We start from the raw sequence: 22,348 nt of genomic DNA on the forward strand, positions 1-22,348 counted from the left end.
CAGAACACCGCCGAGTAGCCCCCGGCGGCTCCGCCGGGCCCGGACCGGCCCCGCGGTGTCGGGTCAGCGAGGTTGTTCCGGCAGGCCCAGTGCGGCGCGCAGGTGCGAGCCGAGTTGGGTCCGCGAACGGACGGCGAATTTGCGGTAGATGCGGGTCAGCGACGCCTCGACCGTCTTCACGCTCAGGAACAGGGCCGCCGCTACCTCGCGGTTGCTCGCCCCCTCCGCGACCAGCCGCGCCACCCGTTCCTCGGTCGCGGTCAGCGTCGCGAACGCCCCGACCGCGTCGGGTTGCGGATGGGCGGCCGGTGGCCCACCGGTTGCCGGGTGCCGGGCGAGTGTACGACCCGCCTGTTCCATCCACGGCCGCGCGCCGTACCGGGTGAACACCGCCAGCGCCTGCTCCCCGGCCGAACGCGCGGCGGCGTGCCGGCGGCGGCTGCGCTCGATCCGGCCCCGGATCAGCAGGCAGTGGCCCGACTCCAGGGGCTGACGCAGGGCCTCGAACACGTGCCTGGCGTGGTCGAGCAGCTCCACCGCCCGGCCGACGTCGCCCCGGGCGGCGTACAAGACCGCCTGCGCGCGGTCGAGTTGGGCGCTGGTGCCCCGACCACGATCCGAGGGGGCCAGCGCCTCCCGCGCCGACCGGATCACCTGCTCCGCCTCGTCGAGTCGGCCCCCGATACCCAGTGCGCAGGCCAGGTCGCCGTGCCAGCGCAGCACCGGCGGCGGCGACACCCCCTGGACCCGCTCCAGGTCGGCGATCCGCCGCAACGCCTCGATGCCGCCCGCGACGTCGCCCGCCCGTAACTTCGCCTGCCCGAGCGCGTGCAGGTGGCGCTCCAGGAAGATCGAGTCGCCCTCCTGCTCCGAGGCGCGCACGCCGCGTTCCGCGTACGCCAGGGCCCGGGACACGCTGCCGCCGGCCAGTTCCGCGATCGCGCCGTTGTACCAGCCCGGCCCCGGGCTCAGGCCGGAATCCTCGGCGATGCGCATCGCCCGGTCCGCGAAGTGCAGCGCGTCCGCGCACCGGCCCAGGCGAGCGGAGACCTCGGACAGCGAGCGCAGCACCGCGACGATCTCCTCGCCGGTGCCGCGCTCGGTCCGCGCGAGCATCGCGAGCAGGTCGCGGCGGGCGTCGTCGAGGCGGTCGTCGAAGACCGCGAATCGCGCGGCCACGAAGCGCGGCGTCATGTGCAGCCAGCCGTCGAGCGCGGGTTCCGGCAGTGCCAGCGCCCGGTCCATGTGGAGCCGGTAGTCGGGGCGTCCGGTGACCCGCGCGGTCATCGCGGTCAGGGCCAGGGCCATCGACTCGGTAGCCGCATCGTCGGCCGTCCGGGCCAGATCACCGGCCAACTCGGCGTGGTACGCGCTGCGTTCGTGGTCGCCCTCGACCATCGCCGCCCACGATCGCCGCAGCCACACCGGTCCGGTCAGGGCGGGGTCCTCGCCCGCGTCGAGCATGGCGGCCGCGAACAACTCGTCCATTTCCACCAGCCCTTGGCCGGCGAGGTCGATCAACGCGATGCGCACCCGCACCCGTTGCGCGGGCAGCGAATCGGCGGCCAGCACGGAATCCGCGGCCCGGTGCACGGCCTCCGACAGCCCGGCGGTCGCACCGACCTCCGCCGCGGCGACCAGCCGATCGAGTCGTTGGGCGTCGAACTCCGCGGGCGTACGGCCGGCGGCCAGCAGGTACAACTCGGCGGCGAGCCGGCGGGACCCGCGTCGGCGGGCCTCGTCGGCGGCGGTCGCCAGCTTCCGCGCGACCTCCGCGTCCGGGTCGGCCGACACGAGCGCCCGATGGCGGATGCGCCCGGCGGCGTCGGTCACCACCGTGGACAGGGCCAGGTGCAGCTTCGCGCGATGGTCGGCGCGCGCGGATTCCGCGATCACGCCGGCCACGGCCGGCGGGGTGAACCTGATGTGCTCGCCCTCGGTGACCAGGAGTCCGGTGGCGGCGGCGAGCCGTACGTCGTGCTCGGCGTCCGCGCGGCCCGCGCGCAGGAGCAGTTCGGTGGTCGGGCGGGTCGTCAGCGCGGCAACGAGCAACGTCTCGCGGGTCTCCGGAGACAGCCGGTCGACGCGCTCGCCGATCAGGGCGCGCACCCGCTGCGGCAGCGGCGCCGGCCGGCCGTGGCGCGGGGTGCGGTCCGAGGGTCCGCCCGCCAGGGCCAGGGCCAGATATGGATTGCCGCCGGAGTCCGCGTGCAGCTTGTTCGCGATGCGGGCGGGTACGCCGTGCCGGTCGAAGAGTTCGACCAGGTCTTCCGGCGGCAGCGGCGGTACGGCGACCTCGACGGCGATCGGCGCGGTGAGCCAGGGCAGGTCTCCGCCGTGCTCGGCCGCGCCGCGCTCGGGCCACCCGCCGGCGACCAGGGCCCGGACGTCGGGGCCGGCCAGATGGTGCAACGCGTGCGAGAGGACGTCGGCCGAGGCGGCGTCGAGCCAGTGCGCGTCGTCGACCACCACCAGGGTCGGCAAGAGCACGGAACAACCTTCGAGCAGATCCCGCCAGGCCCGCCGGCACAGGTCGTGAAAAGGCGCTCCGGACACGTGAGTTCCCGGGGGCGCGTGGCCCGGGGCGAACGGGTGGGTCCGCACCGGCGTGTGCCTGCCCGCGAGCAGGTCGCCGACGACGGAGCGCTGCGGCGGCGCCAGCGCGGCCACCGACTCGGGCGGAACGCCTTGCAGCAGGGCGGCCAGCCCGGAGTAGGGGACCCGTCGACCGACCTCGGTGCCGCTCGTGCGCAGGATGTTCTCGCCGCGGGCCGCGGCCGCCCCGCACACGGCGTCCACCACCGTGGTCTTGCCGATGCCGCTCGATCCGGTCAGCACCACGCTGCCACCGGCCGCGATCCGTGACTCGACGGAGGCGAGCAAGGCCGCCCGACCCACCAAAGGTGCTGACGGCGGGCCGAGGGTTTCGGCAGAGCCGGCGACATGGTCGGCCATCGTCTGCTCCCAGCGGGTGTGGGGAGTCCCGACCGAACCCTAGCCACTGGGTGTGCCCGGCATCAATCCCGTTGGCGGGTGTCGCCCGTCATGCTCCCCACGGGTTTGCCGGGGCGATCGCCGGTTGCCGCGGCACAAGGGCACGCCCTGGGGCGTGTCTTCCATGGTGGAAGACACGCCCCGGCGGCCCGGCCCGGCCCGTGGCGGAACCGGGCCGAGCCGAGCCGATGCGAACGAGAGGCCTGCTCGGATGGGACCTTCCAGGAAGCGAGACGCGTGCTCGGCGTGACCTTCCAGGAAGCGAGACGGCTGCTCAGACGGTGACTTTCCAGGAGGTGAGGCGCCTGATCAGAAGGTGACCTTCCAGGAGTCGATCTTGCCGGTGTCGGCGGAGGCCACGTCCTGCACCTTCAGCCGCCAGGTGCCGTTGGCGACTTCGCTGGAGGCGTTGACGGTGTAGGTGGTGATGACGTTGTCGGCGGAGTCGCTTCCGCTGGAGTTCTTGAGTCGGTAGAGGGAGTTGTCGGGGGCGACGAGGTCGATGGTGAGGTCGCCGCGCCAGGTGTGCTTGATGTCGACGCCGACCTTGAGGGTGGCGGGCGCGTTGCCCGATACACCGGTCACGGCGATGTCGCTGAAGACCGCGGCGCCCTTGTCGGGGATCGCCACGTCGTTGGTGTTCTCGAACGTCTTGCCCGGCGGGTCCACTCCGCCCAGATCGGCGGCGCCCTGCGCGATGGCCGTGGCGAAGGTGCTCACCTCGGTGTACACGCCCGGTTGGCCCGGTCGCGCGCAGCCGACGCCCCAACTGGTGATGCCGATCTGGATCCAGGCGCCCGCGTTGTCCTTGCGGAACATCGGCCCGCCGGAGTCGCCTTGGCAGGTGTCCGTACCGCCCTGCGGGTACGCGGCGCAGATCTCGGCGGCCGGGATCAGCCCCGAGTATCCGCTGGACGCCTTGCAGGTGGCGTCGGTCACGAACGGGACGTCGGCCTTGAGCAGGTACCGCTGCTGTCCGCCGCCCTCGGTGGCCGCACCCCAACCGGCGATGGTGAACGTGCCGTTGTCGTACGTCTTGGTGGCGGCGACCGGCAACGTCACCGCCCCCGGGATGGCACTGGCCAGCTTGATCAGCGCCCAGTCACCACCGGTGGGCGTGTCGTAGGTGGGGGAGCGAAGGATTTCGACCGACGTGCGCTTGATCGCCGCCGTGCTCTGGAGGTCGACCACGCCGTACGTGGCCGTGATGCTCGTGTCGGGGCCGGAGCCGTCGACGCAGTGCGCGGCGGTCAACACGATCTGGCTCGTGTACATGGCCCCGCCACAGCCCATGGACAGCCTGACCATCCAGGGGAACTCGCCTTGTGCGGCTCGGGTGCCACCGACGATGTGCGGGGTGACGTCGCCCGAGTCCGAGGGGGGTGGGGGCGGGGTGGCGATCGTCTGCCCCGCGCCGCCGGCGACGATCGCCGTTACCGCCGCGGAAACCACCAGGAGTCTCTTGATCAGAGAGTGCCTGCTCACCATTGTCTTCCTTTCGGCCCACATGAAGGCTGCGTGGATGTGGAACCGAACGGACCCGACGACAACGAGGGGGGACGTTCGTCGGGTCCGTTCGCTGGGGGAAGGGGGACGCTCGTCGGTTCCCTGGGATGCCCGGAGCGGGACACGAACTCCGGGCGACGGCAGGAAGGTTCGATCGAGCCGGTGTTGGCTTTGGTGCTGGTGCCGGCGTGGAGAGCCGGCGCCGGTGCGGCCGGTTGGTGCCGATCGGGAATGCCGCACCGGGGATCCGGGGACCTAGAAGGTGACCTTCCAGGAGTCGATCTTGCCGGTGTCGGCGGAGGCCACGTCCTGCACCTTCAGCCGCCAGGTGCCGTTGGCGACTTCGCTGGAGGCGTCGACGGTGTAGGTGGTGATGACGTTGTCCGCGGAGTCGTTGCCGCTGGAGTTCTTCAGCCGGTAGACCGAGTTGTCCGGGGCGACGAGGTCGATGGTGAGGTCGCCGCGCCAGGTGTGCTTGATGTCGACGCCGACCTTGAGGGTGGCGGGTGCGTTGCCCGGTACACCGGTCACGGCGATGTCGCTGAAGACCGCGGCGCCATTGTCGGGGATCGCCACGTCGTTGGTGTTCTCGAACGTCTTGCCCGGCGGCTCTCCGCCACAGGGTTTGCCGATCGCACGCGGGGGACAGTCCGCGTAGTCGAGCAGATGCAGAACCGCGGCCTTGTTTCGGGACGTTTCGCGATCGATGACCTCGTCGGGCGGATAGAACCCGCCGTTGCCCGAGGCCGGGTACATCTCGAACGTGTAGGCGTAGACCCGCTGTTCGCCCCACAGCCAGTCGTCGATCGAGCCGTCCGTGATGTAGAGATCGGACGACTGCTCGGGGGTGTAGCCGTTGGTCGCGGCCATGTCCCGGCCGATGGTGGCGAACGTGTTGTACTCGTCGGCGGTCATGCCCGGCACGACCTGGTCGTACGTCCAACCGAACGGCCACAGCACCAGTTCGCTGTAGGTGTGGAAGTCGATCGCCGCCGTCAACTGCTGCTTGCCACCGACGACGCGGCCCTTCACCCAGTCGGTCACGGCCTTGACCTCGGGCGCGGACTCGGCCCGGGGGCCGCGATACGTCTCACTGCCGGTGCTGCCCGAGGAGCCGCCACAGCAGCCCCACTTGTAGGGCCAGTTGCGGTTGAGGTCGGTACCGACGTTGCTCGAACCGGAGTTGGGCTGACGGTTCTTGCGCCAACTGCGGTACGAACCGGAGGAGATGTCGAACTCGCCGCCGTCCGGGTTGACATCGGGCATGATCCAGATCTCGCGGCTGTCGACGAGCGCCTTGACCCGAGGGTCGGTGGCGTAGCCGTCGCCGAGCAACTTGACCAGATAGAGCGCCATTTCGACGGTAAGGTGCTCGCGGGCGTGCTGATGGTGCGTGAACAGCACTTCCGGTTCGCTCTCGTCGGCCGCCACGTTGTCCGAGATCTTCAGCACGTACAGGTCGCGGCCCTCGTAGGAGCGCCCGATCACCTGCTTGCTGATCAGGGTCGGGTGGTTGGCGACGGCCTTGTCGATCTCGGTGACCATCTCCGCGTAGTTGTGGTAGTTGGAGTCCGCGGGCGGGAAGTCCCGGTTGGTCTGGCCGCTGAGGGCGGGCGGGGCCTCGGAGTTCACCTTGAAGCCGAGCGCCCTGATCTGCCGGACCTCGGCGGGGGTCGCGGTGATCAACAGACGACCGTCCTCGACGCCGTTGACGGCGGCGCCGGTCGCCGCGATGGCGCTGCGCTGTTGGGCGGTTCGGACGCCGATGACGCTGTACTCGGCCGATGTCGTGGTTTCGGCGGACGACGGCGCCTTCTCCCCGACGGCGGGGTTGGAGTTCACCGCCACCATCGTGAGGGCGGCGGTGAGGGCGGCCGTCAGGGCGGACAGGCGTTTGCGTTTCACACGTGTACCTCCTCGTGGGGGCGCCGGATGTCTCCGGTGCCGGAGGGATTTCGTCGTGTGTCGACGGATGCCGTCGGTGGGAGGCCGACGGCATTCCGCCCGAGTGGATCGGAATCGACGCGCAATGCCGTGAGAGGGCAGGTGTGGGCCGACCGGCAGGGGGACACCCGGTCGCGCCGGGCAGCGCCGAACGAAACCACAAGATAAGGTGCGGAGGGGACGAACCGCGCGTTGAACGCAAAGCCGCGCGTTGAGAGGACAACCGCGTCGAGGGGGACAACCGCTCATCGAGCGAACGGGCGCGCTTGACTTCCGATTCCTCACGCCGGAGGCGATGCGGTACGGGGGACGTGCTCGGCACGAGAAGTCGAGGGGGACCGCTACCAAACGGTAACCATCCGACTCCGCTCGCGAATCGGGGAAAACCCTTGTCGTCCCGGCCAACCAAAGGGGGGTCCGGCAGGGCCCACCCGACACCCGCACCCCGCCGATCGTCCCGCGGGCCGCCCAGGGGCGAGATCGATCGAAAGGCACCCACTCCCACGGGCCGCACAGGAGACTGTGGACATGCGTACCGAGGACGACCCGCACGGATTGTTCACCAACGGCCGTGTCGAGCGTGTACTCGGCTCCGGCGGCGCGGGCGGGTCCGCGTCGAACGAGGTGACGGCTCCGCTGCTGCATCAGCGATTCCCGGCGCTGCGCGAGACACTGCCACACCTGCGGCTGGGCTCGGTCCCCACCCCGGTGCGTCCGCTGCCGGGGCTGTCCGAAGGCGCCGCACCCGTGTGGGTGAAGGACGAGAGTGTCTTCGGGGACGGCGGTTGGGGCGGGAACAAGGTCCGCAAGCTGGAGTGGCTGCTGCCCGACGCCCTCCGGCGAGGGCGACGCACGATCCTGACCGTGGGCGGGCTGGGCACGAACTGGGGGCTGGCCACCGCCCTGTACGCCCGGGAACACGGGGTGGCCACCGCCATCGCGCTGATCGACCAGCCCATCGACGACCACGTGCGCGCGCAGTCGGCCCGACTCGAAGGCAGCGGCGCGACACTGCACTTCACCCGCACCAAGGCCCGGACCATCGCCGCGGCGCCGGTACTGTTCGCCCGGCACATGGCCGGCGGCCGACCGCCGTACTTCGTCCCGGCGGGCGGTTCGTCACCGATCGGTGCTCTCGGCTATGTCGAGGCGGCTCTCGAACTGGCCGCCCAGGTGCGAGAGGGAACGCTGCCCGAGCCGTCGCACATCGTCACCGCGGTCGGATCCGGCGGCACGACGGCAGGGCTGCTCCTGGGCCTGCGGCTCGCCGGCCTGCGCACCCGGGTGGTCGGTGTCGTCGTCAACGACACCCTGCGACTCGACCCGCCCGCCCTCGTGGGTCTGGCCCGCCGCGCACAGAAGTTGCTGCGGGCCCGAGGCGCGGACCTTCCCCACACGGATGTGTCTCCGGACGACCTCCACCTCGTCCGCGACTGGCTCGGGCCGGCCTACGGTCACGCGACGGCGGAAGGCGAACACGCACAACACCTGGCCGCCGAAAGGGAGAACCTCACCCTCGACCCGGTCTACACCGCCAAGGCCATGGCGGCGCTGCTGGCGATGAACGCCTCCGGCCGCCTCGGAGCCGGTCCCGTCCTCTACCTGGACACGAACGGGCCACGGTGAGCGTCCACGGCTACAGGAGCCCGTGGGCGTCGTATCGGACCGTGTTCGCGCTGCGCATCGCGGCCGCGACACCGATGGTTCGGTTGAGCCAGTCGTAACGGGCGTCGCCCGTCTCGAAGCGGCAGACCAGGCGGAAATAGTACGACCGCGGGTCCACGTCCTCGCCCCGGCCGAGCCGGGCCAGCACCTCGGGCGGGCCATGCCGCAGCCCGGTGGTGGCCAGATGGACCAGCGCCCCGTCGTCGGTGCGCAGGGTGTATCGAGTGTCGATGTCGGCCGCGCCGCCCGCGTGGACGACCTGCCAGTCGCCGCCGCCCGCGAGGACCTCGCCGCGCAGCCGCGGTCCCTCGAACGAGCCGCCGACGATCGGGATGACGCGGCGCCGGCCCCACGGGGTGTCGCCCAGGTCCAGCATCGGGTCCAGGTCCACCCGGAAGCGGGCGAGGAACTCCAGACCGGGGGGCGGCGGCAGGATCGGTTCCGTGCTCATGCCTGGCTCCCGGTGCCGACGGTGTAGGAGGCGCGCTCGTTGAGCAGGGCGGGGTCGAAGCCCGCGGTGCGCTTGTAGCCGGCCGCGGCGGCCTCGCGTTCGGCGCGGGTGAGGACGTCGTCGATGTCGGTGAAGCCGTGCGGGGCGCGCTCGTGGACGATCCGCATCACGATCTCCGGGCCCAGGCCCCGGTTGGCCTGTTGGATGGCGGTGGTCGCGGGGCGGCGCTCCGCCTCGTAGGCGGCCAGCGCGTCGTCGACGGGACAGGTGGCGAGCCGCCAGGCGAGGACGCGGGCGTCGAGGATCGCCTGCGAGGCGCCGTTGGACCCGATGGGGTACATCGCGTGCGCGGCGTCACCGAGCAGGGTGACGCGTCCGTGCGTCCAGCGCGGCAACGGGTCGCGGTCGACCATCGGGTACTCGTACACCGCGTCGGCGGCGGCGACGACCGCGGGTATGTCCAGCCACGGGAACCTCCAGTGCCCGAAGTGCGCCAGGACGTCGGCGGGTTCGGCCTTGCGGTTCCAATCCCCGGGCGCGGGCGGCGGAGTGTCGAGCGGGCGTTCGGCGATCCAGTTGAGCAGCCGGTTGCCGTCGGCGTCCGGCTCCGAGGTGAGCGGGTACGCGACGAACTTCTCGCTGCCGTCGCCGGCCATGATCATGGTCCGGCCGGTGAGGAAGGCGGGCGCGCGGCTGATGCCGCGCCACAGGACGAGGCCGTTCCACGGCGGCGGACCCTCGTCGGGGAAGAGCTGCCGGCGGATCGCGGAGCGGATGCCGTCGGCGGCGACGAGGACGTCGCCGTCGAGATGACCCGAGGAGGTGTGGGCGCGTACGCCCTGCGGGAGGTCCTCGTACGAGGTCACCGCTCGGCCGGTGTGCACCGCGTCGGCGCCGAGGCGTTCGCGGACCGCGTCCAGGAGCAGCATCTGCAGGCCGCCGCGGTGGACGGAGTACTGCGGCCAGCGATACCCCGCGTCGATGCCGCGCGGCTCGGACCAGATGGCCTGGCCGAACCGGTTGAAGTACGCGAGTTCGCCGGTCGGCACGCCCAGCGCGGCGAGCCGATCGGCCAGGCCGAGCTCGGTCAGTTCGCGCACGGCGTGCGGCAGGACGTTGATGCCCACCCCCAATGGCCGGATCTCGGTCGCCGACTCCAGGACGGTGACGTCCGTGATGCCCGCCGCGTGCAGCGACAGCGCGGCGGCGAGCCCGCCGATTCCTCCCCCGGCGACGATGACGCGCACGAGAACCTCCCGATAGATTGTTTCGGCCATAACAACTTTGGACATCTTGGGGGTACGGGCCGAGATCCGCAACAACTCTTGGGAAGATGTGCCCCGTACGCCCCCGTCGAGGCACCCGCCGAGGGGCCCACCGATCGAGACGGAACCCATGACGCCGCGCGCGACACCCCCTGCCAAGGCGACCGCCGCGCTGCCGGACGTCCGGTACGCCGACCAGGCGCGCGAGCGCGTCACCGAGCTGGCGCCGGGCGCCGACCCGGACGCGTTCGACCTGGGCTACCAGCTGCTGCACGTCGCCTACCTGCTGGTCGCCGACCTCGAGGCGACCGTGCACCGGCCGCGGGGCTGGACGCTTCCGGGCTTCCGGATCATGTTCAAGCTGTGGGTGCTGGGCCCCACCCAGCCCGCGCGGCTCGCCGAGCTGTCGGTGCTGTCGCGCTCGGCGCTGACCAACGCGGTCAACACCCTCGAACGCGACGGGCTGGTGGAACGCCGCCGGGTCTCCGAGGACAAGCGAGCGGTCCTGGTCGCCCTGACCGAACAGGGCCGCACAGCGGTCGCCGAAGCGTTCACCGCCCACGCCGAACGCGAACTCGACTGGTTCTCGTCCCTGGACCAACGAGACCGCGACCGACTCGCCGCTCTGCTGCGTCGCCTGACGGCAGGACGCCCCACCCACACGCCCGCAGCCGACTGAACCTCACCGCTACCGGTCGTGCTGGTGGGCTTCCCGGCGGTGAGGTCCCCGGCACCGAACCGCACGGGCGCCGTCGCGCTGCCGCGCCCGCGCCCCTCGGCGGAGTCCGGGCCCGCGCACCCGGGTCGGGGCGTTCGTCATTCGCCGGGCGCGACGGGTGTCGGCGGCCTGTCCCGCACCGACACGAGCACCAGGACGGTGGCCAGCACCGAGCCCGCGGTGAGTACCGGCCAGACCTGGTGTCCGAGCCGGATGAACAGCCAGCCGCCCACGACGGGGCCGACCGCGGCGCCCAGGCTCCAGGCGAAGTGGAAGCCGCCGATGTAGTGGCCCTTCAGGTGCGGGGGTCCGGCGACCACCGGATAGGCCGTGGTCGCCGGACCGCCGAGGATCTCGCCGACGGACCAGATCAGGGTGCCGAGCAGGATGACGGCCGGGCCGAGCGGCAGGCCGTATACGGCCACGCCGACGCCGACCAGTACGAGTGCCCACGCGATCGTCAGTCGTTGTGACCACGCTTGCGCGTATTTCGTGACCAGCAACTCGAACGAGATGACGATGAAGCCGTTCAGCGAAACCGCGAGCGTGTACCAGAAGATCGCGACGCCGCTGTCGCGCACATCGAGCGGCAGCGTGGAGAGGTATTGCACATAGACGACCCCGAAGAAGAAGATCGCGACCAGGTAGAGCATGTAACGCCGGTCGCGCATCATGGCTCGATAGCCGCCCCGCCCGGCCTGGGCAGTCCCGTCCGCGCCGGCCGCCTCCTTGTCGCCATCGCCACCATCGCCATCGGCGCCCGCGCCCGCGCCCGTGCCCGCGGCCGCCCCATCGGCGGAGCGCGGTGGCAGCGTCAGCCAGGCGACGGTCGCGTAGAAGAGCGAGATCAGCGCCTCGACCCAGAAGACCAGCGCGTAACTTTGGTCCGCCAGGTTGTAGAGCGCGAACCCGAACAGCGGCGCGACGGTGGTGCCGAGGTTCAGGCCGAAGCGGTACATCGCGAAGATCATCACCTGGCGATTCGCCGGGGTGAGGTCGGAGAGCAGGGTTGCCGACGCCGGGCGGTACAGCTGTCCGGCCAGGCTCACCAGCGCCACGGCGGCCAGGATCAGGCCGAACGAGGGCAGGTAGAGGATGGCGGCGAGGGGCACGCTCGCGCCCACCATGCCGAGCACGCTCGCGTTGCGCGCCCCGAGTCTGATCGAGAGCGCCCCGCCGAGTAGCACCCCCACGATGGCGCCGCCGCCGTACACGCCCAGCGCGAACGCCGCCTGTCCGGCGGAGTAGCCCCGGGAGGTCAGGAAGAGCACCAGGAAGATGTTGAGGAACGCGCCGAGGCGGTTCACGAACGCCCCGGCGAGGAGCGTCTTCGCCGGGAGCGGAGCCTGCCGGAAGGTGGCCGCCACCGCGACCTTGTCCGGCTCGTGGGTCTCCCCTTGGACGACGTCGGTCATGTCCGTCAGCCGGTGACGATGCGGATGGCGCCGCGGACCCGCTGTTCCAGGGCGTCGAGTCCGTCGGGCGTGGGGGCGTCGATGAAGAAGGTGACGGACCGGTCGTCGGAACTGGCGAGCGGCACCAGGTCACTGCCTCGCTTCCGCAGGACCAGCACCGCGCGTAACGTCGGTCCCTCGCCCGGCTCGCCGGGCTTGATGTCCGGCCACACGCCGCTGTCACCGATCCACTCCGGCCGTACGTCCGGCCAGTCGACGACGACGTCCTCCAGCGTCCCGCACTCGTGTTCCAGGTAGACCTGCCGCGTGTGGCGGTGTGGTTCCGGGTAGGAGGCCGGCTCGCCGAGCGCGACGCGCAGGATCTCCGGCTCCAGGGGGCGCCCGGTGGCCAGTTGATAGAGCGTCAGCAGCCCGTCGCCGGGGGTGCGTGCGGCCACCTCCATCAGGCGCGGGCGACCGTCGCCCCCGACCCGCCACTCCGAGTGGGTGATCCCGTTCTCGAACGCCAGCGCGTCGAGCAGCCGGCGGTTGGCCGCGAGGAGCGCCTCGCGCAGGTCCTCGCGGGCGCTGGGCACGCTGTGTGCCATCTCCACGAAGGTGTGCGTGTGGCTGTCGCTGGTTTCCTTGTCCGTCACCGACGCGAAGATCACCCGGCCCTCCTGGACGAGGCTCTCCACCGAGAACTCGGGGCCGATGACCTTCTCCTCGACCAGTACCACCTCGTGGTCGGGATACGTCGCGAGCCGACGGCGCAGGCCCGCCGGGTCCTCGACGGTCTCGACGCCGGAACTCGAGGCGCGGGAGGCGGGTTTGACCACGGCGGGGAAACGCACCGCGCCGAGGTCCGCGGTGTCGCGCTCGCCCGCCGGGACGGTCAGCGAGCCGGGGCCGAGCTCGGGGGCGTACCAGCGCTGGAGGTACTTGCTGCGGCAGGCGCGGCTGGCCCGCAGACCGGGCGAGCGCACGCCGAGTCCGTCGGCGAGAAGACCGGTCGGCTCGGCGAGGTAGTCGCCCACGGCGTAGGCGCCCACGATCGTGTACGTCTCGCGCCAGGCCGTGGTGCGGGCCACCGCGCCCGCGACGAAGGCACCCTGGACGGTGAAGTCACCGGTGACGTACGCGATCTCGGTGATCTGCGACGCGGGGTTCGACGTGTCGGCCATCGCCGCCGTCGCCTGCTCGCGGTAGGACTCCGCGGTGATCACCAGGATCCTCAGTCCGCGCCCGGAGAGTTCGGTCAAGTACAGCGGATTGCGGCGGATCACGGGGAAGGAGCCGGTCAGGATGAATGCCTTGGGCCTGCCGTCGGCATCGTGCGACTCGAGTCGGGCGTCGGTCATGCTCGCGTGTCCCCCTGGGTCCGCACCTGGTCGGATTGCGTTGTCTCGTCGAATCGCCAACCGACGCCGTTCGCGCTCAGGAACGCCAGCCACCGTTGGGCGTCTTCGGCGCCCTGTGCGGCCTGGCGCAGCCCGGCGGGCGCCTTCCCGTCGAGGATCTCGGTGACCCCGTACGCCAGCGGCAGCGAGACACACCGCGCCATCGCGCTCTCGTCGGCCTCGCCGACGGCGTCGAGTACGTATTCGCCGCGCCAGGCGCCGCCGTTCGCGCCCCGGACGTCGAGCGCGACCGCGAGGACCACCCGGTCGCGGTCGACGTCGGTGGTCGGGTATCGGGCGGCGAGTTCGTCGGCCAGGGCGGCGATGCGTTCGTCGTCGTCGGTGCGCAGCGTGGTGAAGACGTCCTCCCATGCCCGCTGCCAGCCGTCCAGGCGCAGGGTGCCCCGGACGAACACGCGCGGTTGCCAGGATTTCGGGAAGGCGTACTGGGCGAGGTAGGGGACGCTGTCGCGGTTCGGGTAGACCTCGAACGGCTCGCCGTCCAGGATGTGCGGGCGGGTGACGGTCCAGGGGAGGGCGACGGTCTTCTCCACCCCCTCGTCGATGTATCGGGCCGGGGCGCGCAGCGCGCCCAGTACCCCGCGCGGGGCCCAGCTGAATCGGTAGCGGAACTCGTTGGGCACGGCGGGGAGCCCACCGCAGTACGAGGTGAACTCCACCGTGGCCGGGCCGTCGCCGACCGCTTCGCGGCCCCTGGCCACCAGCAGGTCCGCGAACAGGTGGTCGATGCCCGGGTCGAGGCCGGCCTCGGTCAGCACGGCCAGGCCGGCCTTCGCCGCGGCCGGCACCTCGGCCAGGATGGCCTCGGAGACGTAACTGCTGCACGCGAAGTGGGCGTTGTACTCGACGCAGAGCCGCAGCAGCGCGGGGTGTTCGCTCGCGGGCAGCATCGACACGACGATGTCACCGGTGCGCAGTTCCGCGGCGAGCCGCGCAAGGTCGTACGCACGCGCGGTGGCTCGATCGGTCAGGCCCAGCCGGGCCAGGCACCGCTCGGCCTTGTCGTCGGTGCGGCCCCACACCAGCAGGCGAGGTGCCCGCTCGGCCAGCACCCGCAGCCCGCTGCCGGAGGACAGGCCGGTACCGATCCAGTGGACGGTTCCGCCGGCGGGAATCGACTCAGACATGGGCGCTCTCCGTTTCCAGGCCGTTCGCTTCGCATGCTTCGCGGAAGACCCGCAGGCAGCGCTGCCAGGGTTCGCCGGGTTTCCCGGGTTCCCCGGGTTCGCCCAGCGTCAGCAGATGGGGCGTCAGTTCGGCGGAGAAGGCGACACTGGCCTCCCCGGGCAGCAACGACGGCAGGTTGTCGATGGCGATGACCCCCAGGGGATCGCCGACGTCGTCCAGTCGTCGTACCGGCTCCCGCCATCCGGTGACGCTGTCGTAGATGGGCAGTACGTTGTGCTTGGAGGTCACGTCGCAGGTGACGTCCGCGACCAGGGACAACCTCCGGGGCCCCGACCGCAGCAGTTCCGCGGTCACGAAGGGCGGGGTCGGTCCGGTCACCAGGACGGTGTTGACGAGAATGTCGTGGTCGAGCAGCGCCGCGTGATCGAGCGAGACGGTCTCGGCGACGTCCCAGCAGGTCGGTTCGATCCCGGCGACCGCCAGCGCGTCACGTGCGCCCCGTCCGCACCGTCCGAGGGCCCCGATGACCACAACCCTCGGCTGCGCGCCGGCGGCCGAGGCACGCAACGCCTCGTCCAGGGACTCCTTGGGCAGCGGTCGCAGCGGCAGGGCGAGTCGGCCCCGATGGTGGAGCACCGCGAGCGCGGCACCCATGTATCCGGCCCAGTAGCCGAAGGCGGCGAGCCGCCGGCCGTCGGAGTCGGTGAGGTACTCCATGTCCAGCAGCGCGCCGCCGCCGGCGGCGAACCGGCGCAGCAGTGCCCGGGCGTCGCGCTGGCCCTTGTACGCGTGGCCGAAGTACACGTGCCGGTGTCCGAGTGCCGCGGGCTCGTCGGGTAGTTCCTTGAGGCCGACGACGAACTCCCCGGGCGGGGCGTCGATCCAGCTGCCGGCCTCGGCCTGGGCGCAGCCGGCGTCGAGGTAGTCCGAGATCGCGAACGCGCGCTGCGGCGAGTGCTCGACGGTGAGCGCGATGCCGCGCTCGACCAGGAGCGCGGCGTCGGCCGGCACGATGGGTGCCCGCCGCTCGGTCTCGCGCACCTCGTGTCGCATGGTGATCCTGATGTCGGCCATGTGTCCTCCTCCGGTTGCCGGTTCGGGGTTCCGCGTGGTCGAGCCGGGCTCAGATGACCAGCTCGGCCACGGTGTCGTCGGCGGGGCCGGGCGACGGGGCGGTCGGGCCGGCGGCCGGCTCGCCGGCGGATATCCCCTTGAGCAGCGGCTGTTCGAGGAAGTACGCGAAGGACGCGTAGCCGCGCCAGACGCGGCGCCATTCCACTGCCACGGCCGCCTCGCCCACGGTGCGCCGCACGTGGTCGAGGTAGCCGACGATGATCTCGGCGGCCTGCTTGGCGTGACCGGCGGAGAAGTTGTCGATCGTCAGATGTGCCTGCTCGTAGCAGGTGTCGATGTCGTGGTGGCGGAGTTTTTGGATCTCGTGCAGCCGCATCTCGCCGGAGCCGAACATCTCGATCGCGAGGTTGTAGCCGAGGATCTCGTTGTGGAAACGATCCGGGAACAGGCACATGCACAGCTGCTGGATCGCGAACCCGTAGAGGTCGTCGGGCAGTTCGTCCTGCTCGACGAACGCCTCGTCGCGAATGTGCGGCAGTTCGATCCCCGCGCTGGCCAGTACTCGGTGGGTCAGCGTGATGTGGTTCTTGCACAGGTCCCCGTTGCCCATCTCGTCGGCGTAGATCGCGAACAGCATGCCGTCGCTCTCGCGTTCGCGGCCGAGGTTGCCGAGTCGGTGCAGCCAGGCGCCGTCGATCAGGTAGGTGAGGTAGTACGTGGATTGCCGGAAGATCACCTCGTCGCGGTCCGGGATCTCCCGGAGCGGCTCGTAGGGGTCGACCAGTTTCTCCCAATAGACCCGTTCCGCGCGCTCGTACAGCGCCTGCGGGCTGTATTCGAACCAGGTCGCGTCGGTGTACCTGCCGCCGGCGCCGTGCACGAAGAGGATCTCCGCCTCCTCGAAGCATCGCTGCGCCCGCTCGGCCGCCACCGGGAGGATGTTGGCGAAGTTCTCCACGTTGACCAGGCGGTGGAACAGCTCGCGCTGATCGCGCGGTTCGGCTTCGGCCACCACGACGTCGGCGGGGGCGCTGCGCGCGATGGCGGCCCGTCGGCGGTCGGCCGGTTCGTCCCCGGCGGTGATGTTCGAGATCTCGATCCGGGGCCGCTCGCCGGCCTGCACACTCGCCGCCCAGGCCCGGATGGTCGCCGCCTCGCGTTCGTCGAAGATCCCGAACATCGGACCGCCGAATCGCATGGCGTCCACGAGCCGGCAACTGCCGTCTCCGGGGCCTCGCAGGTGACCGGATTCGCGGAGGTCGGCCAAAAAGCCGGCCAGGTCGATCCGGGGAGCGCCGAAGACGTCCGACAGCAGCCGGCCGCCGACCCGGGTGCCGCCGTGCTGTCGGCCGGCCAGCGGGGCGTGTCGTGCGATGATCCGCGCGACCTTCGACTCCGGCGTGAGCGCGCCGCGCCAGGCGCCGAGTTCGGTCAGCATCGCGAGGTGCTCGCGCTCGAGTTCGAGCGTCAGTCGCACGGCCGCGTACAGCCGGCGCCGCGCGGAGGGGCCGGCCAGGGCCAGGTGCTCGGCCAGGACCTCCCGTAGCGCCGGCTCGGACAACAGCGGCGGTGTGCCGCTCAGCAGGTCGTCCGTGCCCAGGGCGTGGAAGGTGTAGTGCACGCCCGAGACCTCGGGCAGGAAGTTGGCCGGCAGGCGGGAGAGGGCGAGGTAGAAGCAGCCGTGCAGTGCGGTGAGCGGACGGGCCTGTGCCCTGTCCAGGAAGTCGGCGGCGGCGATCTCCGGCAGGTGCACGCCCGCGTCGGCCAGCGCGCGCCGCCGCCGCCGGGCCTGACCGTGCTCGGCGTTGCCGCCGCCGCGCAGGGTCAGGTGCTGGGCGAAGAGCCGGTTGACGACGACGGAGGGCTGGGTCGCGGGTTGGGAGACGGTGTCCAGCCAACAGCCGGCCAACAGCCCCAGGGGCGCGCGCTGGCGCAGGACGCTCTCGCGCGGTTCCGGCTCCAGGCGGGTCAGCGCGTCGATCACCGCGGCCGACTCCGCGCGTGCGCCGAGCACGTGGGCGGCGATCGCCTCGGCGTCCGCTTCCGCGTCCGACGGCCCGACGTCCGTCTCCCGGACGAAGGCGTCGATGACGCGCCGCGCGATCAGGAGCGAGGACTCCGATTCCTGGTCGCGCAACAGCCGCCGGAACAACGCGTCCGGCTCCGCGCGCGTGGCCGCCGCGGCGTCGTCCCATCCGGCGCGGCTGAACTCGAAGGGCCGGTGCGGCAGCGCGTCGATGGTGTCCGGAAGGACGAAGGGGACGAAGGCACGGTCGCGGCCCGGCGTGTTCGGTGTGCTCGGTGTGGTGGTCATGGGGGGCCTCCTTCCGGGGTGTCGTCGGTGTCGTCGGTGTCGTCCGGTGTCACGCGTCGGCCCCGCGCAGCAGCACTCCGATCCGTTGACCGGGAACGGCGGCGGCGAGCATGTAGTGGCGGCCGGATTCGACGTGTCCCGCCGCGGCCCGGTCGACCAGGTTGATCAGCGGATCCGCGGCGAAGCAGTGCCCTACCCGGGTGATGTTGTCGAGGTGGAGTTGGGCCTGTGTGAAACCGGCCTGGCGTTCCTTCATCACGACGACGGGTTTGAAGATGTTCGCGTGCATCAGGCCCGCGACATCGCCGAGTTTCATGCCCGAGGGGGTGAGCAGACGGTCGTTCACCGTTCGGGCCAGGTCCGCGCTGATCTCGTTGGCGTGCGCCAGGGATCCCCGGTGCTGGGCGCTCGCGCACGCGACGATCTCGTATCCGCCGTCGATCTCGCCCTCGGCCGCGACGAGGCAACTCGCCGCCCCGTCGCTGAACAGGGCGTAACTCGCCACCCGGTCGTCCTCGTGCGCGACGCTGTCGGTGGTGACGATCAGCACCCGGCGGTACCGGCCGGCGTTGACGAACGCGGTCGCCGTGTCGATCGCGGCCAGGAGGTTCACGCAGCGGTTCATGTTCTGCCCGTAGAACGGGATGTCGCCCAGGCCGGCCTCGGCGAGAAAGGTCTCCATGAAGCCGCCGTGGCCTTCCGCGGGTCCGGGGATCCGGGTGGAACACAGCACGACCGCGTCGACCCGGGAGGGGGCGGTCGCGGCGGCCCGTAACGTCGCGGCCGCGCTCTCGGCCGCCATCGCCTCCAGGCTCCGCCCGGTGCGGCGGACGTTGCCCCACCCCCACAGGTCGGCCGTAGGCGCCATGCGGAACTCGGCCGCGCGCGCGGACAGGTTGGCGATCCGGGTGTGGTGGACCTCGGTCTCGCCCAGGACGTAGCGCGGCCCGTGCAGGTACGCCGCGGGCGCGTTCACGAGCGCCCGCCTTCTTCCGGCCCGGCCGCGGTCCCGGACATCAGCGTGTTCAGCTCGCCGTAGGGCACGGCCTGCTCGACGAAGCAGACCGTCCCGTGCTCGCGGACCTCCCGAGCCGCCCGCAGGAAGCCCCCCATCGCGGCCCGGGCCAGCGCCGAGCCGAGGCTGATCCGCCGGGCTCCCAGCGCCGACAACTCGTCGACCGAGAGCATCGGGCCGACGCCCGCGAGGACGTTCACCGGCTTGTCGAGCACCGAACACACGAGGCGGATCGCCTCGGCGTCGGGCAGGCAGGGGGCGTACAGGACGTCGGCTCCCGCCGCCTCGTACGCCTGAAGGCGCGCGATGGTGTCCTTGAGGTCTTCCCGGCCGTACAGGAAGTTCTCGGCCCGCGCGGTCAGGGTGAACGGGAAGGGCAGCGCCCTGGCCGCCTCGACGGCGGCGGTGACGCGTTCCACCGCCGTCTCCACGGGCAGGATCGGATCGTCCGGATCACCGGTCGCGTCCTCGATGGAGGCGCCCACCAGCCCGGCCGCCGCGGCCAGGCGGATCGTCGTGGCGATCTCCTCGGCGGAGCCGGCGTAGCAGCTCTCCAGGTCGGCGCTGACCGCGAGCGGCGTCGCGGCCACGATCGATCGCGCGTTGTCCAGCGCCTGTTCGCGATCCAGCAGGTTCACGCCGTCGGACCGGCCGAGTGCGAAGGCCAGGCCGGCACTGGTGGTCGCAAGGGCGGCGAAGCCCAGTTGCGACAACAGGCGTGCGCTTCCCGCGTCCCACGCGTTCGCCACGACGAAGGCCCGCTCACCGGCGTGCGCTTCCTTGAAGGAGACTCCCCGTCGGTACTGGTCTGCCGGGTCGAGCAGCATTGCCGTTCCTTCCGGTTCGATCACGTGTGGATCGGTTCTGGATCGGTGGTGGGCTACGACTTCCAGTGCCGCGACGGGGCAACCGTTGCCGGGCAACGTTGCCGCGCCCGGCCCTAGATCACTTCGATGTGCCGGTCGGCCCGAACGGCGGCGAGCATCAGGTCGGTCACGGCCGACGGGCTCGTGTCGCGGTAGTAGAAGTGGCCGCCGTCGACCCAGTGACACGCGGGCCGCGTCAGGCATTCCTCGTCCCACAGCGCCACCTTGTCGGGATCCAGGTAGGCGTCGTCCCGGCCGGCGATCAGCGTGACGCGCACCGCCAGCGGGGGAGCCGGCCGGTAGCGGTACGCGGCGGCCATGCGGAAGTCCGCGATCACGCCGGGCAGCAGCAGGTCCAGCAGTTCCTCGTGGGCCATGGCCTCCGGGGGGAGTCCTTCGAAGAACCGGAGCGCCTCGGCGAACTCCCGGCCCTCCAGGGCCGCGAGCTCGCGCACCCGCTGTGAGGGCGCCAGGGAGGGGGCCGAGACCCCGGAGACGAACAGATGGCGCAGGGCGGGCAGGTCCCGGAGTCGCCGCGCCGTCTCGAACGCGACGAGACTGCCGAGGCTGTGCCCGAAGAGGTAGACCGGCCGCCCGTTCCCGTTCCCGTCACCGTCGCCGCGGCCGGAGTCGCGGGCCCGGGCGAGGATCGCCGCGGCCGCGCCCTGGGCGAACTCCTCCAGGGAGGGCCGGGGTTCGCGGGCCCGATGCGCTCGACCGGGCGGGCATACCGCGACCAGCTCCGCCTCGTCTCCCAACTCGTCCTGCCAGGGCAGAAACGCGCGGGAGTCCTCGCCCGCGGGCGCGAAGCAGTAGACGCGCGGGGCGTGCGCGGCGGCGCCGCCGCGGGTGACGAACCAGCCGGTGTCGTCCACGGACGCGGTCACGGCGTCACCTCCGCCATCTCCGTCATCGACTGCGCCCCGGGACCGCGCAGCCCGAACGAGCGTGTGCGGTTGCGGGCCGGATCGCCCGGCCGCACATGCAGTTCCCCCAGATCCGGCCGCATCACGACCGCCGCGACCGTCCGCTCCCGTCGGATGTCGCCATTGCCCTCGACCCGGATCGGCGCCGCCGACAGCAGGGCGAAGTGGTCCTCGACACCCGCGTCGGCCGGCAGGGCGGCCAGTTCCGTACGGCAGGTGTCCAGCCGCAGCCGGGAGAAGTTGTGTGCGAAGACGTTGAGTTCGTCGTGCGCGCGGAAGTCGGGGTGCAGGAAGTGGTTGGTATGCGTGGTCACCTCGGCCTCGGTCACGCGCTGCTCGTCCCCGAGGATCTCCACCCAGGCCGTCTTGCGGGTGTCGCACAGGACCAGGTTGCGGGAGCCGGCCGGCTTCAGTCCGCGCAGGATCTCCACCGCCTCGTCCACGCCCGAGGCCGTGTCCAGCAGGTGGCGGATGGCGAGGTAGGGCGGCAGGCCGGGGCGCCACTCACCGCCGAGCACCAGGTTCAGCCCCACCGCGAGACCGTCGCTGTTGACCCCGAGGTAGCCCAGGAGCCCGCCGAAGCTGAGCACGAGCACCTGTCGGGGCGAACCGGTGCGCGCGATGTGCAGCACGCAGATCTGGTCGTCGAGGTCCCCGTTGAGATCGACGGTCTGCGCCAGCACGGGGCCGGCGTCGCCGCGAAGGGCGTACGTCGTGCAGTCACCCATGGTCGGTATCCGATGGTATCCCATGATTTCGCGCCGCAATTGCAGCAACAACGCCTCGTCGGCGCCCAGCCCCGCGCCGTCGGCCAGACCGCGCAACTCCTGTGCCAGCAGCGGCGTCTGGGTCTCGATCTGGTCCCGGTACGCGTCGAGCACGGGCCGCAGCGACGGCAACGACACCGGGTCCGGCATGATCCGGTCCAGTCGGGTCAGCCCGTCGCCGACGAAGGCACGCAGGCTCCTCCCCCGCTCCCTCCCGTGCCGACGGCCGCACTCGAACGCGTCGCCGTGGGCCCGCACCAACGGGACGTGGAGGGTGTCCCCGGTCATCCGATCCCCACCGGCCACGTCACCTTGGCCCGCGTGCGCAGTTGCTCGCGCACCGGCGGCCATTCGGCGCGCAGCACGCTGAAGTAGATCGCGTCGCGGCGCCGACCGCCGGGCATCGGGTTGAAGCTGCGCAGCACCCCTTCCTCGGTGGCACCGATGTTGCGCAGACCCTGGCGCGCCTGGAGGTTGAGCACGTCGGTCTTGAATTCGACACGTTCGGCCCCGAGCCGCTCGAAGGCGTGCTCCAACATGAGGAACTTCGCCCAGCGATTGATCCCCTGCCCCCGGAACTCCCTGCCGAGCCACGACCAGCCGATCTCGAGCCGCCCGTCCGGCTCGGCGATGCTGCAAAAGCTCATGCTGCCCGCCGTGTGGCCCGTGGGCTTGTCGATGACGTTGTAGACGACGCGGCGGCCGGCGGCCTGGTCGGCCAGGGCCGCGTCGAAGAACGCGTCGAACTCGGCGTCCGTCTCGATCAGCAGGACGAAGTAGCGCCAGATATCCGGGTCCATCGCCTGCTTGCGCAATGCCTCGCGGTCCGCCGGGACGATCGGCCTGAGCAGGACGTGATCGTTCTCCAGCGTCGTCGACGCGGTCTCCACCCAGCTCATC

The 22,348-nt window shown here is 71.5% G+C and carries 17 protein-coding genes and 1 pseudogene; 2 read left to right on the forward strand and 16 right to left on the reverse strand.

Annotated elements, in window-relative coordinates; genetic code table 11:
- Window positions 1-63 precede the first annotated feature (63 nt).
- The 4 genes and pseudogenes from OG928_RS43170 to OG928_RS43185 form a co-directional block, all read right to left on the reverse strand.
- A complete protein-coding gene (locus OG928_RS43170) occupies window positions 64-2,955 on the reverse strand; it encodes an AAA family ATPase (RefSeq protein WP_331767501.1) in 2,892 nt (963 codons plus the stop codon).
- A 348-nt stretch (window positions 2,956-3,303) separates the two neighbouring features.
- Window positions 3,304-3,663, reverse strand: coding sequence for a proprotein convertase P-domain-containing protein (locus OG928_RS43175; protein ID WP_406292122.1), 360 nt, complete (start codon window positions 3,661-3,663; stop codon window positions 3,304-3,306).
- 6 nt (window positions 3,664-3,669) lie between these two features.
- Window positions 3,670-4,482, reverse strand: a pseudogene (locus OG928_RS43180) (S1 family peptidase); the annotation flags it as partial.
- A gap of 273 nt (window positions 4,483-4,755) precedes the next feature.
- Complete coding sequence (locus tag OG928_RS43185; protein ID WP_331768310.1) at window positions 4,756-6,351, reverse strand: M14 family metallopeptidase; 1,596 nt, start codon at window positions 6,349-6,351, stop codon at window positions 4,756-4,758.
- Between the two features lie 621 nt (window positions 6,352-6,972).
- On the opposite strand from OG928_RS43185, the gene OG928_RS43190 reads away from it, so the two are divergent.
- A complete protein-coding gene (locus OG928_RS43190; protein ID WP_406291793.1) occupies window positions 6,973-8,070 on the forward strand; it encodes a 1-aminocyclopropane-1-carboxylate deaminase/D-cysteine desulfhydrase in 1,098 nt (365 codons plus the stop codon).
- 10 nt (window positions 8,071-8,080) lie between these two features.
- Here OG928_RS43190 and OG928_RS43195 read toward each other — a convergent pair whose 3' ends face one another.
- Window positions 8,081-8,560 (reverse strand): DUF3237 domain-containing protein, encoded by a 480-nt coding sequence (locus tag OG928_RS43195; protein ID WP_331767502.1) that lies wholly within the window; start codon window positions 8,558-8,560, stop codon window positions 8,081-8,083.
- Window positions 8,557-9,807, reverse strand: coding sequence for a flavin-dependent oxidoreductase (locus OG928_RS43200; protein ID WP_331768312.1), 1,251 nt, complete (start codon window positions 9,805-9,807; stop codon window positions 8,557-8,559). Before OG928_RS43200 ends, OG928_RS43195 begins: the two co-directional genes overlap by 4 nt.
- 148 nt (window positions 9,808-9,955) lie before the next feature.
- Here OG928_RS43200 and OG928_RS43205 point away from each other — a divergent pair, with 148 nt between their 5' ends.
- On the forward strand, window positions 9,956-10,504 hold the full coding sequence (locus OG928_RS43205) for a MarR family transcriptional regulator (RefSeq protein WP_331767503.1): 549 nt from the start codon (window positions 9,956-9,958) through the stop codon (window positions 10,502-10,504).
- Between the two features lie 137 nt (window positions 10,505-10,641).
- On the opposite strand, the gene OG928_RS43210 is transcribed toward OG928_RS43205, so the two are convergent.
- From OG928_RS43210 to OG928_RS43255, 10 genes are all read right to left on the reverse strand, one after another.
- The gene (locus tag OG928_RS43210) at window positions 10,642-11,958 is read right to left on the reverse strand and encodes an MFS transporter (protein WP_331767504.1); all 1,317 of its coding nucleotides are present in this window, start codon (window positions 11,956-11,958) and stop codon (window positions 10,642-10,644) included.
- 5 nt (window positions 11,959-11,963) lie between these two features.
- Complete coding sequence (locus OG928_RS43215; RefSeq protein WP_331767505.1) at window positions 11,964-13,298, reverse strand: ATP-grasp domain-containing protein; 1,335 nt, start codon at window positions 13,296-13,298, stop codon at window positions 11,964-11,966.
- The gene (locus tag OG928_RS43220; RefSeq protein ID WP_331767506.1) at window positions 13,295-14,485 is read right to left on the reverse strand and encodes a saccharopine dehydrogenase family protein; all 1,191 of its coding nucleotides are present in this window, start codon (window positions 14,483-14,485) and stop codon (window positions 13,295-13,297) included. Before OG928_RS43220 ends, OG928_RS43215 begins: the two co-directional genes overlap by 4 nt.
- Window positions 14,478-15,560: a saccharopine dehydrogenase gene (locus OG928_RS43225; protein WP_331767507.1), complete on the reverse strand. Its 1,083-nt coding sequence runs from the start codon at window positions 15,558-15,560 to the stop codon at window positions 14,478-14,480. Before OG928_RS43225 ends, OG928_RS43220 begins: the two co-directional genes overlap by 8 nt.
- A gap of 49 nt (window positions 15,561-15,609) precedes the next feature.
- Window positions 15,610-17,874, reverse strand: a complete 2,265-nt coding sequence (locus OG928_RS43230; protein WP_331767508.1) for an iron-containing redox enzyme family protein — start codon at window positions 17,872-17,874, stop codon at window positions 15,610-15,612.
- A 49-nt stretch (window positions 17,875-17,923) separates the two neighbouring features.
- Window positions 17,924-18,850, reverse strand: a complete 927-nt coding sequence (locus OG928_RS43235) for a 3-oxoacyl-ACP synthase (protein WP_331767509.1) — start codon at window positions 18,848-18,850, stop codon at window positions 17,924-17,926.
- On the reverse strand, window positions 18,847-19,716 hold the full coding sequence (locus OG928_RS43240) for an isocitrate lyase/phosphoenolpyruvate mutase family protein (RefSeq protein WP_331767510.1): 870 nt from the start codon (window positions 19,714-19,716) through the stop codon (window positions 18,847-18,849). The genes OG928_RS43235 and OG928_RS43240 overlap by 4 nt, the downstream gene beginning before the upstream one ends.
- Window positions 19,717-19,829: 113 nt before the next feature.
- Window positions 19,830-20,642 carry an alpha/beta fold hydrolase gene (locus OG928_RS43245; protein WP_331767511.1) on the reverse strand — a complete coding sequence of 271 codons (813 nt, stop codon included), beginning with the start codon at window positions 20,640-20,642 and terminating at the stop codon, window positions 19,830-19,832.
- Window positions 20,639-21,736, reverse strand: coding sequence for a C45 family peptidase (locus OG928_RS43250; protein WP_331767512.1), 1,098 nt, complete (start codon window positions 21,734-21,736; stop codon window positions 20,639-20,641). The genes OG928_RS43245 and OG928_RS43250 overlap by 4 nt, the downstream gene beginning before the upstream one ends.
- Window positions 21,733-22,347, reverse strand: a complete 615-nt coding sequence (locus tag OG928_RS43255) for a GNAT family N-acetyltransferase (RefSeq protein WP_331767513.1) — start codon at window positions 22,345-22,347, stop codon at window positions 21,733-21,735. Before OG928_RS43255 ends, OG928_RS43250 begins: the two co-directional genes overlap by 4 nt.
- Between the last annotated feature and the right edge of the window lies 1 nt (window position 22,348).

Source organism: Embleya sp. NBC_00896, from assembly GCF_045207785.1.
In the GTDB taxonomy this organism is placed as follows: domain Bacteria; phylum Actinomycetota; class Actinomycetes; order Streptomycetales; family Streptomycetaceae; genus Embleya.